The sequence below is a fragment of the Wenzhouxiangella indolica genome, from assembly GCF_042310355.1.
Classification (GTDB): Bacteria; Pseudomonadota; Gammaproteobacteria; order Xanthomonadales; family Wenzhouxiangellaceae; genus Wenzhouxiangella.
Genome location: NZ_JBHJMR010000002.1, coordinates 58,397 through 72,188 on the forward strand (window position 1 = coordinate 58,397; position 13,792 = coordinate 72,188).

General features: G+C 67.1%; 12 protein-coding genes. 8 read left to right on the forward strand and 4 right to left on the reverse strand.

Annotated features, from left to right (window positions below):
• Positions 1-23 precede the first annotated feature (23 nt).
• On the forward strand, positions 24-1,139 hold the full coding sequence (locus tag ACDC67_RS03550; RefSeq protein WP_376690665.1) for a GTP cyclohydrolase II: 1,116 nt from the start codon (positions 24-26) through the stop codon (positions 1,137-1,139).
• Between the two features lie 10 nt (positions 1,140-1,149).
• Here ACDC67_RS03550 and ACDC67_RS03555 read toward each other — a convergent pair whose 3' ends face one another.
• Entirely contained in the window at positions 1,150-1,923 is a 774-nt protein-coding gene (locus ACDC67_RS03555) for a creatininase family protein (RefSeq protein ID WP_376690667.1), read from the reverse strand.
• 5 nt (positions 1,924-1,928) lie between these two features.
• Complete coding sequence (locus tag ACDC67_RS03560) at positions 1,929-2,681, reverse strand: FkbM family methyltransferase (protein WP_376690668.1); 753 nt, start codon at positions 2,679-2,681, stop codon at positions 1,929-1,931.
• A gap of 74 nt (positions 2,682-2,755) precedes the next feature.
• Between ACDC67_RS03560 and ACDC67_RS03565 the strand changes: the two genes are divergently transcribed.
• The 4 genes from ACDC67_RS03565 (at position 2,756) to ACDC67_RS03580 (ending at position 6,590) form a co-directional block, all read left to right on the forward strand.
• On the forward strand, positions 2,756-4,336 hold the full coding sequence (locus ACDC67_RS03565; protein WP_376690670.1) for an alkaline phosphatase family protein: 1,581 nt from the start codon (positions 2,756-2,758) through the stop codon (positions 4,334-4,336).
• Positions 4,337-4,453: 117 nt separating this feature from the next.
• Entirely contained in the window at positions 4,454-5,389 is a 936-nt protein-coding gene (locus ACDC67_RS03570; RefSeq protein WP_376690672.1) for a glycosyltransferase family 2 protein, read from the forward strand.
• 29 nt (positions 5,390-5,418) lie between these two features.
• Complete coding sequence (locus tag ACDC67_RS03575) at positions 5,419-6,195, forward strand: hypothetical protein (RefSeq protein WP_376690674.1); 777 nt, start codon at positions 5,419-5,421, stop codon at positions 6,193-6,195.
• A 122-nt stretch (positions 6,196-6,317) separates the two neighbouring features.
• Positions 6,318-6,590 (forward strand): hypothetical protein, encoded by a 273-nt coding sequence (locus tag ACDC67_RS03580; RefSeq protein WP_376690676.1) that lies wholly within the window; start codon positions 6,318-6,320, stop codon positions 6,588-6,590.
• Positions 6,591-6,599: 9 nt separating this feature from the next.
• Here ACDC67_RS03580 and ACDC67_RS03585 read toward each other — a convergent pair whose 3' ends face one another.
• The gene (locus tag ACDC67_RS03585) at positions 6,600-7,154 is read right to left on the reverse strand and encodes a phosphoglycerate mutase family protein (protein ID WP_376690677.1); all 555 of its coding nucleotides are present in this window, start codon (positions 7,152-7,154) and stop codon (positions 6,600-6,602) included.
• Positions 7,155-7,243: 89 nt separating this feature from the next.
• Between ACDC67_RS03585 and ACDC67_RS03590 the strand changes: the two genes are divergently transcribed.
• From ACDC67_RS03590 to ACDC67_RS03600, 3 genes are read left to right on the forward strand one after another with little or no spacing between them, the layout of a single operon-like run.
• The gene (locus ACDC67_RS03590; RefSeq protein WP_376690678.1) at positions 7,244-9,499 is read left to right on the forward strand and encodes a prolyl oligopeptidase family serine peptidase; all 2,256 of its coding nucleotides are present in this window, start codon (positions 7,244-7,246) and stop codon (positions 9,497-9,499) included.
• A gap of 57 nt (positions 9,500-9,556) precedes the next feature.
• Positions 9,557-10,969: a M20 family metallopeptidase gene (locus tag ACDC67_RS03595; protein ID WP_376690680.1), complete on the forward strand. Its 1,413-nt coding sequence runs from the start codon at positions 9,557-9,559 to the stop codon at positions 10,967-10,969.
• Positions 10,950-11,486, forward strand: a complete 537-nt coding sequence (locus ACDC67_RS03600; protein ID WP_376690682.1) for an adenine phosphoribosyltransferase — start codon at positions 10,950-10,952, stop codon at positions 11,484-11,486. The genes ACDC67_RS03595 and ACDC67_RS03600 overlap by 20 nt, the downstream gene beginning before the upstream one ends.
• Positions 11,487-11,754: 268 nt before the next feature.
• On the opposite strand, the gene ACDC67_RS03605 is transcribed toward ACDC67_RS03600, so the two are convergent.
• A complete protein-coding gene (locus tag ACDC67_RS03605; protein ID WP_376690684.1) occupies positions 11,755-13,629 on the reverse strand; it encodes a S8 family serine peptidase in 1,875 nt (624 codons plus the stop codon).
• Between the last annotated feature and the right edge of the window lie 163 nt (positions 13,630-13,792).

Here is a 13,792-nt window from a genome sequence, read left to right on the forward strand (position 1 = left end):
ATGGCACAAACAGTGAGAAGCCCATGCACCAGGTAGAGCGCGCGATCTTTGATCTTCGGCGGGGGTTGCCGATCGTTGTCCACGACGAATCCGACGGGGCGGACCGCGGCGTGCTGGTCTATCCGATCGAGTCTCTGACCGAAGACCGGCTGACCGACGTGCTCGATCTAGCTGGCAGTGCGCCAACGCTGACGCTCACCCGCCATCGCATGGCCGCGATGGGCTTTCCGATGCACACCGATTCGGCTTCGCTGCCGCTGCGCAGGGCCGAGGGCTTGAGCGCCGAGGCGCTCTACTGCGCGGCTGCCGCCGCCGAGGACCCCAGAACCCGCCTGTTCGAGCAGCCGCGCCCGGCCAGTGCCTCCGAGCGGGCCGCGCTCGCCTTGATGCGCCGGGCCCTGCTGGTGCCGGCGGCCCTGACGGCGACCATCGACGGCAGCCGCCAGGCGGCCGTCGAGCGTGCCATTGCCGATGGTTCGATCCTTCGCGTGTCGGCGCGCTCGGCCGAACAGTGCTTCGACTCCGGCGCGGGCATGCTCAAGCGCGTCAGCGAAGCCGACGTGCCCCTGAGCGAGTCGGTGCAGTCGCGATTCGTGCTTTTCCGAGAACCCGACGGCCTGCGCGAACACCTGGCCGTGCTGATCGGCGAGTCGGGCGTCTGGCCCGAAGCGGTGCCCACGCGTCTGCATTCGGCCTGCCTGACCGGCGACCTGTTCGGCAGCCTGCGCTGCGACTGCGGCGAGCAGCTTCAGAACGCGGTGCGAACAATCGCCCAGATGGGCGGTGGCGTGCTGCTCTACCTGGCGCAGGAGGGACGCGGCATCGGCCTGGCCAACAAACTGCGCGCCTACGCGCTGCAGGACGAAGGGCTCGACACCATCGATGCCGACCGGATGCTCGGCTTCGGCGAAGACAGCCGACGCTACCGCGTGGCCGTCGACATGCTCACGGCACTGTCGATTCGGAGCGTCAAGCTGCTGACCAACAACCCGTCGAAGGTGGACGCGCTGCGCGAGGGCGGCATCGAGGTGGCGGCCCGCGACGGGCTCTACGGCCGGCTGACCCGGCAGAATCGTCGCTATCTCAAGGCCAAGGCGAGCCGCTCCGGACACTTGCTCGACGATTTCCTCGACGAGTAGCCCGAAGGTTCTATTGACCCGGCGGCCAGGGCTTGGCGCGGCAGGCCGAGATCACCGCCGCCAGTCGGTCGGCATAGTGCCCGATCAGTTCCGCCCCCAGCGCCGCCGTGGCCGAGGCCGCATCGCCGACCACGCCGGCCGTGTGCAGGTCTTCGGCCAGCCACGCCCAGGGCGCTTCTCCCTGAGGGGGCAGGGCGGCGTCGTGGGGCTGCCGGCTATGGATGTTGCGGGCCTGGTCCATTCGAACTAACTCAGGCGCCAGGTGGCGCATCATCGCGGTCTCGGCCAAGCCGCCGTGCAGGCCGTCGCGCAATTCCACGGCACCCAGCAGGTCGCCCGGCGCGGTGAAACGCATGTAGCTGGCCTTGACCGCCAGCATCCCGAGCCGGCGCCTGAGATCGAGCGCGGCAGCATCCATCCATCCGATGTTGCCGCCGTGCGCATTGACCATCACCAGTCGCTCGATTCCGGCGCGGGCCAGGCCGTCGCCGAGGGCCGCGATTTGTGCCTGCATTTGCCCGGGTGTGAGGCTGAGCGTGCCGGCGAAGCCGGCGTGTTCGTCGCTCGTGCCGACCGCCAGGGTCGGCAGCGCGAGCAGGGGAAAGTCGTCGTCGAGTCGCTGCGCCGCGGCCGCGAGCAGGCCTTCGCCGATGATGCAGTCGGTGGCCAGCGGCAGGTGCGGGCCGTGCTGCTCGATCGCGCCCAGCACGACGGCCGCGACCGGCTTGTCTTTGCTCAGCGACGCGATCTCGTGGCTGGTGAGATGCCCCCATTGCTTCGGCATGGTAGTCACTTCGGCTCGGGTTGGTGGACGGCGTACAGGTCGCCGGATGCCAGGCCGTCGGCGCCGGCGGCCAGCCAGTCGGCAACGGCCTCGGGGGGCTGCCATTGCGACCACAGGAAGCGGCGTTCCTCGCCGGCTATGGCATTGTAGCGGTAGGTTCCCAGCGCGGCCAGACGGTCGAGGCAGGCTTGCGCGTGGTCGAGCGCGCTGCCGACGAATTCGATCGACAATGCCGGCAGGGCGGCGGATAGGCCGGCAAGCACCTCGGCTTCGTGGCCCTCGACATCGATCTTGCAGAAGTCGGGCCGGCCGTGCTCGTCGATCAGCGCATCCAGCGTGGTCACGGCGACCTCGATAGTATGTTCCCAGCGCACAGCGGCGAAGCCCTGGTGTTCGCGGGTGACCCGGGCGCGCCAGCCGGCCGAGAGCGAGGCCACCGCCGGGTGGGACTCGCTCAGTGCAAGGCGGGCGTGGCCGGCTTGCGCGCCGGCGGCCTGATCGAGCAGTACGACACCGTTGTCGCTTCCGTGGAAGCGCCTGAGCCAGCGCATCGGCGCCGGCTGGGGCTCGAGCGCCACGACGCGCGCGCCCAGACGGCGGAAGGCGCGTGTACGGTCGCCCAGGTGAGCGCCGATATCGAAAACCACGCCGCCCGGCTCCACGAAGGGGCGGTAGAGCGCAAGTAGCCCCCGCAGCCGGCCCGGGCGCCGGTAGATCCAAAGCGAGCGGGCGAGTCCGATGGCCGAGCGAAGGCTCATGGGTAGTATCCGGATAGGAGATCGTGTTGGGTCATGTCGATGAACATTGTGCGCCATCGCCGGTGAAGTCGGAAATGCCGCAAGGGTCGTCGTGGTTCGGGCTCACCCGCCTGCTGGCGGTGGGGCTGGTACTCAATGCGCTGCTGGTGCTGCCGGCCTGGTGGCGCGACGCCGCGCCGGGAAGCGTCTGGCTCGCGCCGGAGGCCTGGCTGCTGCCGGCGCTTTTCGCGCTTTGCGCCGGCCGCTGCGCCCGGGTGATGGGGCCGGTGCTGACCTTCCTGCTGGCGTTCGTCATGGTTGCCGGCGCCTTCGACGGCCTGGTGCAGTCGGTCCTGGGTCGGCCGCTGAACGTGTTCGTCGACCCACTGATGCTCGGCGCCGGCTTTCACCTGCTCGAGGGCAGTATCGGTTTGTGGGCAGCGCTACTGGCATCCTTGCTGGTCGCCCTGGCGGCCGCAGCTGTTGCCTGGGTGGTATGGCGCCTGATCAGGGCGGGTGCCGTGGCCGGGCCGCGGGCCGCAATGGCGGTCGCGTCGCTTGCCCTGGTCCTGGGGCTGGTCGGAATGTCGCCGATGCTCCCGGGCGTGGCGTCGCAGCTGCTGCACACGGCTGTTGCGCAAGCCGGTCAGCTGGAGGCGACGCGGCGGGCGCGCTTGCGTCTGCTGCAGGCGCAGGACGACCCGGCCTTCGCCGCGCGCGCCCTGCCGGGCCTGGCCGGGCGCGATGTGTACGTCGTCTACATCGAGTCCTACGGCGAGAGCCTGCTCGACCAGGCTCGCTACGCCGGTCGGATCGAGCCGCTGCTCGAGCGCTGGCGCGGCCGGCTCGAAGCTCAGGGACTGCATACCGTCAGCGGCCGGCTCGAGGCGCCCATCCGGGGCGGTCAGTCCTGGCTGTCGCACGCCACCGTGTTGAGCGGGCTGCCGATCGACAGTCAGCTGTGGTACCGAACGCTGCTGGCCCGCGATATCGACCTGCTGACCGATGATTTCCGGGCCACCGGGCATCGGACCCTCAAGCTGGCGCCGGCCATTGTCGGGGACTGGCCCGAGGGCAGGCAGCTGGGCTTCGACCGAATCTTCGCCGCCGACGACCTGGGTTACCGCGGGCCGCGCCTTGGCTGGGTGACGATGCCCGACGAGTTCACGCTGCATCGCTTCGGCGGGCACATTCGGCCGCGCATCGATGCGCCGGTGTACGCGCAGTTCGCCCTGATCAGCAGCCACTGGCCCTGGACGCCGGTGATCGAGCCGACGGCCGATCCGACGCGGATCGACCAGGGCCGCGTCTACGAGCGTTGGCGCGGTGGCGATACCGACACCCTCGCGCTGATGTTCGACGCGGCCGCCCAGCGCGCGGCCTACCTCGACAGCGTCGAATACGCCCTGACCGTCACGCTCGAGTGGGCCCGCTGCCTGCCGGATGACGCCCTGCTGCTGGTGCTGGGCGATCACCAGCCGACCGGCCTGATCGCCGGGCGGGATGCCGGCGCGGGTGTGCCGGTCCACGTCATCAGCGGCGATGCAGCGCTCCTGGCCGGGTTCGAGCGGCGCGGTTTCGTTCCCGGCCTGCTGCCGCCGCCGAACGACGAATCGACGGGACTGGATCGTCTTCGCCACTGGCTGCGGGAAGATTTCGGGCGCGATTTGCCATGACGGCCTTCGCCGCTTAGTCTATGTCGGTTATTCGCCGCTGATCGATCATGTTGACCGCAATGCTTTCTCCGCGCTCCGAGCTTTCCCGCCCTTGCCGTGCCCGACCGGGGTGCGTGCATGCGTGACCAGGTTGCCTCGGCGGGGGGGCTGGGGTATCGACTGCGCCTGGCGCTGAACTGGCTGGCGGTGAGCCTGAAGCTGCCGCCGCGCTGGTTCCAGTCGCCGCCGCCGCCGGAGTCCAGCCGTGCGGCGCGCAGCGGAAGACTGCACATCGAGATCGTCAGCCATTGCTGGCGGTACGCGCATCTTCTGGCCTACCAGTTGAGTTCGCTGGTGAACGAACCGCCCGAGGACGTGGCGGTAACCATGACGGTCTTCCACGCGGCCGAGGATGCCGACACCGTGGCCCTGCTGGATCTGTTCGGGGCCATGGATGTGCCCAATGTCCGCTGGAACTGGCAGGTGCTCGAACCGACTCAGCTATTCCGGCGCGCGATCGGCCGCAATCGCGCGGCGCTTGCCAGCGAGGCCGACTGGGTCTGGTTCAACGACTGCGACGTGATTTTTCGCGACGGTTGCCTGGACGCCGTCGGCCGGGCGCTTCAGGGGCGTCGCGACGCCCTGGTATACCCGACCCACGAGCAGGTCTCGCCGGTGTACGAGCCTGGTGATCCGGTGCTCGAAGCCGCGCGCGAGCCTCGCCTGGTCGATATCGATCCGGCCAGTTTCAGGCGCCGGGACTACACGCGCGCGGTCGGCGCCATGCAGATCACCCACGGTGATGTCGCCCGGGCCTGCGGTTACTGCCGCGATATCGCCGTGTTCCAGCAGCCTACGGATCGTTTCGCCAAGGCGCGCGAGGATCGCGCGTTCCGCTGGCTGCTGGGCAGCGAAGGTGTGGCCATCGAGGCGCCGGGCATCTACAGAATCCGCCACCAGGCCAAGGGACGCTACCGCAAGTCCGGCATGCACAGCCGTGTCAGGACCGAGGTCCGGAAGGCGCAGCTGCGCTGGCGCGAGCGCGGCCAGGAGGACTCCTCATCGGACCGCTGAGCGACGACCCGGTCGGACGATAAGCCCGCATGACCCGGATCCGCTTTCACATCGGCGCGCACAAGACCGCCACCACCCACTTGCAGATGACCCTGGCGCGCTGCCGACTGGCGCCGGGGACGCGCTACGTGCCGCTCAAGCGCCTGCGCCGCCTGCTGACATCGCCCGTGCGCAAGGGCCGGCCCTTTCTGCCGTGGCACCGCTGGTACCGCGGCACCTGGTTGTTCTCCGACGAGAACATCCTGGGCAATTCGTCCAACGTGCGACGTATGTACCGCGATCCGGCGGCCGCCCTGAGCTACTTTGCCGACTGCGAGCTGGAACTGTTCATGGCGATACGCAGCTACGATACGTTTCTGCCCTCGGCCTGGGGCGAGCGCCTGTGGCGACATCCCTTCGAGCCGTTCGAAGCCGAGATGCCCAAGCGCCGCTGGACCGACGTGATTGCCGATCTGCAGGGCTCGCTCCCCGGGGTGCCCATCCACGTCTGGCGCTACGAGGATTACCGCGACCACGCCGAATCGATCGTTCGTTTCTACGCCGGCGATGCCGTCGAGCACTACCCCGGCGAGCTCGACCGGACGCCCAAGGCCGGTTTCTCGACCAAGGCCGTGACCCATCTGAACCTTTATGCCGGGTCGCATCCGGGGCGCATGCGGATTCGACAGATTCGCGATCGCTATCCGGTCAGCGAGGATTACCCGCGTTTCGACCCGTGGACCGCCAAGCAGCGGGCCACGCTTCAGGCGATGTATGCCGAGGATGTGGCCGAGCTGGAACGCCGTGTTGACTTCTGGCGGCCCTGATGGATGCGTCCTGCCCGGCCGCCGCGAGAGAAGTGCGGTTCAGCCCCGGCTCAGGATTCGCTGTTAGGCTCTGATAGGAAGGCAGTGTTCAGCATTGCTGTCGGGTCACAAGGAGAGTAAGCATGCGAATCCTGGTTCTGATTGCGGGCCTGTTTCTGGCCGCCGGCGCGCAAGCCAATTGCGAATTGTCTTCGGCGCGGCTGGGCAATCAGCTGCTGAAGGTGGGGGATTCCGAGCGCAAGGTGTTGCAGCAGGAACCTGACCGGACGGTGCAGCTGGAGAACCGCCGCGGCGCGGCGGTCGGTATCCGCTACGACTTCTACCTGCGAGGCAAGACGGTGGCAGTCCATGTGCGTGGCGGCAGGATTTCGATGATCTGCCACATCAACGACTGAAACGACTTCTCATTCTGCCGGCGATCCGGCGGCTGCTTCGTCCGCCGCCCCGTAGCGGCTGAAGATAACGTCCATGCCCGCGTCGTCCGGCAGCAGCAGGTACATGCGATCGTAGTCCGACTCGCTGATCGTGCCGACGGTCTTGCCCGTCAGGGCCTCGACGATCAGGGGCACGGTGTTGGAATGCCCGGCAATCACCAGCAAACCCTCGGCCCGGGACGCTTCGACCTGCGAGACAAGCGCCCGGATGTGCTCCTCGATGTCGCTCCCTGGCTCCGCCGGCACGATCGTCACCTCCAGGTTTCGCTTTGCTGCCAGTACGGCCAGGGTCTGCTGCGTGCGCTGGTATTGCGAGGCGATCAGACCGCCGACGTCGGCCTGATCGAGCGCCTCGGCCAGCTTTTGGGCGCGTTCGTGCCCGGCGCTCGTCAAGCCGGGGTCGCGCGTCCCGTCGTCGGCCTTTTCAGCATGGCGCACCACGACGATGCCGGAATCCGCGGCCAGCGCCGGTGCGAGGGGCAGGGTGGCCAGAACGAGGGGGAGAAGGAGTCGCAGGGTTCTCATCGCGATTTGTCGGGTGCGGGCTGAGCGGGCATTATACGGTGGCCCGTTCGCCGAGCCCTTCGGCTCAACGCACTTGTGGAAATCGCCCCATGCCCCGTCTTTGCTTCCCGATCGCCCTGGTTCTGGTCACCCTGGCCCTGTCCGCCGCACAGGCGCAGGCGCCCTCGCTCGGGCGCATCGTGTCCCTGCCGAGCCTGACGGGCACGGCGCCCGCCTCGCCGGTGTGGGCGCCGGACAGTTCCCGCCTGGCCTTTGTCTGGAACGACGAAGGGATGCCGTTCCGCGACGTCTGGGTGGTCAACGCCGACGGCGACGAATTGCGTCGACTCACCCGGCTGGCGCCGCGGGACACGCCGCCGCCGGAGCCGGGCCAGGGTCGCGAGGCCATGCTCGAGCGCAGCGCGAGACGCCACGCCGGCGGCGTTGCCCGGATCGCCTGGACGCCGGATTCGAAGCGGGTGGTCTACGCGCATGGCGGTGAGCTGTGGGCAGTGCCTGCCAGCGGCGGCGAGGCCAGGCCGCTGCTGCCCGAGAATGCCCGCGGGCACTCGCCGGTGTTCTCTCCCGGTGGTGGACGCATCGCTTTCGTGCGTGACCATGACTTGTGGTTGCACGATATTGATCGCGGCAGCTCGAGCCAGGTGACCGAGCTGGGTCAGGACGGCATTGCTCGTGTCCCCGTCGGCGCTTTTGCCGGTCCGGATGCGTATGTTCGAAGCCATGCCTGGTCAGCCAACGGGCGCTACCTGGCCTTCGTGTTCGTCGATCGCAGCGAGGTACGTCGGGTGCCGATCCCGGCCTGGCTGCACGGTGAGGAACCGTTGCTGCACGAAGTTCGGCGCGCGTATCCGGGCGATCGCGACGAGCGCCAGCGTGTGGGCGTCTACGACACCTCGGACGGTAGCTTGAAGTGGCTTGAGCTTGGCGATCCAACATCCCGGATTTTCTACGAAATCGCCTGGTCGCCCACCGCTTCCGAGCTGCTGGTGCACCAGGGTGCCGACGTGGCCGAGGAGCGCTGGATCCATGTTGCCGACGCGGCGTCGGGCAAGGTGCGCACGGTCTGGCACGACAGGCGCCCGAAGCGGGTTTACCCGATTTTCCGGGCGGTGTGGGCTTCGGACGGAGACCGGGTTCGCTTCATCGGTGACCAGCACGAGCACTATCGTCTCTACGAGGTCGACGCGGAAGGTGGCGAGCCGCGCATCCTGACAGAAGGCGATTTCGACGTGGCCGCCACGCGTTCGGCCGCCCTGGTGGAAACACGCGGCGAGGCGCTGTATTTCGTTGCTGCTGCGCCCACGCCCTACGAACGGCAGCTGTTCCGGATCGACGGGGCTGACGCCGAGCCGGTTCGCATCACTTCAAGGGCCGGCGTCCACCAACCGTCGGTCTCGCCCGACGGGCGCCATGTCGCCAGCGTCCATTCCAGCGACGAGCGACCGTCCGAACTCTACGTCGGCCCGGCGGAGGCCGACAGCGCGCTCGCCCGCGTGACGCAATCGCCGCACCCCGATTTCCAGGAATACGACTGGATCAAACCGCGCTACGTGAGCTTCCCGGGACCGGAGGCGGGCATGACCCTGCATGCACGCATCGTCGAGCCGCGCGACATTGAACCGGGCAAGCGCTACCCGGTGCTGATCGGCAACATCTACTCCAACACCGTCCGCAACGCCTGGGATGCCGAGCGGCCCACGACCAACCTGCAACAGCGCCTGGCACTGACCGGCGAATACATCCACGTACAGGTCGACCTGCGCGGCAGCGTGGGCTACGGCGTGGATTTCCGCGAGGCCTTCCAGGGCGACTGGGGGCGGGGCGACCTGCGTGACCTGGTCGCGACCGTCGACTACCTGAAGACGCTCGACCACGTCGATCCGGAACGGATCGGCCTTTGGGGCAACAGCTACGGCGGCCTGATGGTGCTCTCGGCGCTGTTTCGCGAGCCGGGCCTGTTCGCCGGCGGCGTGGCGGGCGCGCCGGCGGTGGATGTCGAGCATTTCACCGGCTACGACCAGCACCTCACGCGCCGGCCCGACACGCATCCGGAGATCTTCGAGACAGGCAGCCTGATGGACCTGGGCGAAGATCTCTCCGACCCGCTGATGATCATCCACGGCATGCACGACGACATCGTGCCGTTCAAGACCACCCTGATGCTCACCGAGAAACTGATGCTGCTGGGCAAGGACTTCGACCTGGTGGCCATGCCGCGCGCGCCGCACTGGTGGGCGGGCACCGAGCATTACGCGGTCTATACTTTCGGCAAGCTCGAGGACTTTTTCCGGCGCCACGTGACGCCGGGGCCGCGGTCGGCTGATGGCGGCAACGGCGGCCGCTGAAAGGCCGATCGACGGCATAATGGATGGATCGATTCACGCAACACGGGAATGACGCGCATGCAACTGGATCAGGCGAAGCAAACCATCGAGAGGCTCTGGCGGGACGACATGGTCGATGCCCTGTCGGAGTTCATCCGCATTCCGGCCAAGTCGCCGGATTTCGATCCCGACTGGGCGGCGAACGGCTATATCGACGAAGCCGTTGAGCACACCGTGAAGTGGTGCAAGCAGCAGCCCATCGAGGGCATGCAGATCGAAGTGGTCCGTCTCGAGGGGCGCACGCCGGTTGTGCTGATCGACATTCCGGGCAGCGTCGATGACACGGTTTTCCTCTACGGCCACCTCGACAAGCAGCCCGAAGCCAGCGGCTGGTCGGAGGGGCTCGGACCCTGGCAGCCGGTGGTCCGCGACGGCAAGCTCTACGGTCGGGGCAGCGCGGACGACGGCTACGCGGTCTATTCCTCGATTGCCGCCATCCGCGCGGTTCAGGAGCAGGGCGAGCCACACGCGCGCTGCGTGCTGCTGATCGAAACCTGCGAGGAGTCCGGCAGCTACGACCTGCCGGCGTATATCGAACACCTGGCCGATCGCATCGGTTCGCCTTCCCTGGTGGTCTGTCTCGACTCCGGCGCCGGCAACTACGATCAGATGTGGATCACCAGTTCGCTGCGCGGCATGGCCGCCGGTACGCTGCACGTCGATATCCTGAGCGAGGGTGTGCACTCGGGCATGGCCTCGGGCATCGTGCCCTCGAGTTTCCGGATCGCCCGGCAGCTCTTGTCGCGTATTGAAGACGAGACGACCGGGCGAATCCTGCCCGATGCGCTGAACGTCGAGATACCCCAGCAGCGCCACAGGCAGCTGGCGGCCGTGGCCGATGAGTTGGGCGACGGCATCCACGTCTCGCTGCCCTGGGTCGATGGAGCGGAGCCGGTCGGCGAGACGCCGCTGGATCGACTGATCAACCGCAACTGGCGATCCGCCCTGGCGGTAACCGGCGCCGACGGGCTGCCGGCGCTCGGGCAGGCGGGTAACGTTCTGCGGCCGGGCACGGCGCTCAAGCTGTCCATGCGTTTGCCGCCGACCCTGGACGCCGAGATGGCCACGCGCTGCATGAAGGACCTGCTCGAACGCGACCCGCCCTACGGTGCACGGGTTCGTTTCGAGCCGGAAACGCCGGCCGACGGATGGAACGCCCCGGAGTTCGCACCCTGGCTGGAGTCGGCCTGTCAGAAGGCGTCGGAGGCGATGTTCGGCAAGCCGGCGATGTTCATGGGCGAGGGCGGTTCGATCCCCTTCATGGCGCTGCTGGGCGAGTCTTTCCCCGAAGCGCAATTCCTGATCACCGGCGTGCTGGGGCCGAAATCGAACGCGCACGGGCCGAACGAGTTCCTGCACCTGCCCTATGTCAGCAAGCTGACCAGCGCGGTCGCCAGCATCCTGGCCGACCATGGCGCCCGCGAGCGCTGAGGTGGCCATGGACTACCGCAACCTGATCCGAGACGTACCCGACTGGCCCGAGCCGGGCGTGGTTTTCAAGGACATTACGCCCCTTCTGGCCGACCCCAAGGGCCTGGCCTGGGCGGTGGACCGGCTCTACGAGCCTTTCGTCGGCAGGGGCATCGACCTGGTGGCCGGCATCGAGTCGCGCGGGTTCATCTTCGCCGTCGGCGTGGCCCGCGCCCTGGGCGCGGGTTTCATCCCGGTGAGAAAGCCCGGCAAGCTGCCCAGGGCCACGTTACGGCGCCAGTACGACCTGGAATACGGCAGCGATGCCGTGGAAATGCACGCCGACGCGGCGGGTGAGGGGCAACGGGTGCTGGTGATCGACGACGTGCTGGCCACCGGCGGCACCATGGCGGCCACCTGCGAGCTGTTCGCCGAGACCGGCGCGGATGTGGTTGGCGCTGCCGTGCTGGTCGAACTGGGTTTCCTCGACGGCGCCCAGCGGGTCACGGTTCCGCTTCACTCGGTGATTGTTTACTGAGGCAGGAACTCCATACCCGATGATTGAGAGCATGCCATGCAACTCTCCAGAAGCGTAATGCTGATGCTGCTGGCCAGATGCTGACTGGATACGAGATAGAGACCTTCAACGAGATGAATGGCTCACTCGTCAGATTGATGAATCGATACCATTCAGGCGATCTTTAGTTTCCCGAAGCCAATCCGAGGCAAGCATCAGCTCCCGCCCCATTTGCGAAAACGCCCCGGAAGGCCGGGGCGTTTTGGTTCTGGTCGTATGACCTTTGAGCTTACGGTGTATCCAGCCACAGATCGTAGCTGCCGCTGCCCGAGTAGGACTCGACGCGCCAGTAGTAGTAACCGGCGGAGCCGTTGTAGCTGATCTGCTCTTCGCTGGTGGGCGTGAGCGAAGTGGCAACCTGTTGCCAGCCGCTGCCGCTCCAGCGATACAGGCGCAGATCGAAGTCCGCGCTGGTCGGGCCGACGAGCCAGCCCTGGTGCGTGCCCGAGGGCGCATAGTAGTAGTTGCCGTTGGGCTGCACTTGCGAGCCGCCGTTCGAGAGCGAGCCGCTGTACTGGGTGCAGTTGGTGCAGGGTGCGCCACCGCCACCACCGCCGCCGGGTTCGTCGAAGCTGCCGACCAGGCTCACGCCGGAGTAGCTCGAGTAGCCGCGCAGCATGATGTGGTAGGTGCCTGCGTTCGGGCTGGCGAAATCGCAGCTCTCGTTGTTGCCGTTGCGGTAGGGGCGGCAGTCGTAGGTCGACGTTGTCGGCTCGGAACCGAAGCGCACGTACAGATCGGCATCACCCGAACCGCCGCTCATGGCGATCTCGAGATTGCTGGCGCCGGAGGGCACGTCGATGGTGAAGAACGTCTGCGAGCCCTGGCCACCGGAGAGGTTGCTTTCCGGGACGCCGTTGGACAGCTCGGTGGCACCGCCACCGCCGCCGCCACCGCCGCCGCCACCACCACCGCCGTCAAACAGCGAGTAGGCGAGCAGGTTGGGCGAGCCGGAACCGATGCCGCTGAGCTTGCCGGTGGAGCCGGCATTGAAGATGGCGTTCTCGACCTGGGCCGGCGAAGCGCCGGGGTTGTCGGCCAGGTACAGCGCGGCGATACCGGCAACGTGCGGCGACGCCATGGACGTGCCGCTGATCGTGTTGGTGGCCGAATTGCCGGTCGACCAGGCCGAAGTGATGCTCGAGCCGGGTGCGAAGATGTCGACGCAGCTGCCGTAGTTCGAGAAGCTCGAGCGCGAATCGGAGCTGGTGGTCGAGCCGACGGTAATGGCGGACGCCGAACGCGCCGGCGAGACGTTGCAGGCGTTCTGGTTCTCGTTGCCGGCCGCGACCACGACGGTGACGCCGGAGCTGCGCATGTTGGCTACGGCGTTGTCGGTTGCGGTGGATGCGCCGCCACCGAGGCTCATGTTGGCCACGGCGGGGGACTGCGCGTTCTGCGCCACCCAGTCCATGCCGGCGATCACGCCGGAATTTGAGCCGGAGCCGTTGCAGCCTAGTACGCGTACGGCATGCACGGTCGCGCCCTTGGCGACACCATAGGTCGAACCGGCGACCGTGCCGGCGACGTGCGTGCCGTGCCCGTTGCAGTCGTTCCAGCCGCGGCCGTCGTTGATCGCGGTGTAGCCGTTCCCCATGCGGCCACTGAACTCGCTGTGCGAGCCGAGAACACCGGTATCCACGACGTAGGCGTGCACGTTGCTCGCCGTGGTGTTGTAGGTGTAGCTGCCGTCGAGCGGGCGGTCTCGCTGATCGACTCGATCGAGGCCCCAGGTCGCATTGTTCTGGGTTGCGTTGATGGAGACGATGCCGTCCTCCTCGATGTAGGCGACGCGGTCATCCTCGAGCAGTCGCGCGACGCTCTTGGGATTGGCCTGGATCACGAACGCCGGAAGGACGTGCGAGAAAGAGGCCTGGAGCTGCGCTCCGTAAGTGCGCGCCATGCTCTGTGCTGCCGAGGCAACCGTTATTCCGCGCGTGTCATGCGAACCGAAGGTCGTCACACCGTCCTTGAGTACGACGATGTACTGGCCTTCGATCGGTTGCTTTGCGGTGTGAAGTTCGGATGCTTGAGCGGTGGAGAAGATGGTGGCGGCCAGGAGAAACAGGCCGGCGATATGGACTAACGATAGTCTTCGTAACATGTTGGGTTTGCTCCCGTTTCGATCATTTCTGTGAGTCCCCTTGATCGCTTTACAGGCTCCGCTCCTCTCAGAGCCCATATTTGTATACCCGATCGAAGTGCGCGAAATCCAGTGAATCGGGAGACTTGTTTCACTTTTTGTGACGTATATCACATAAGTTTTT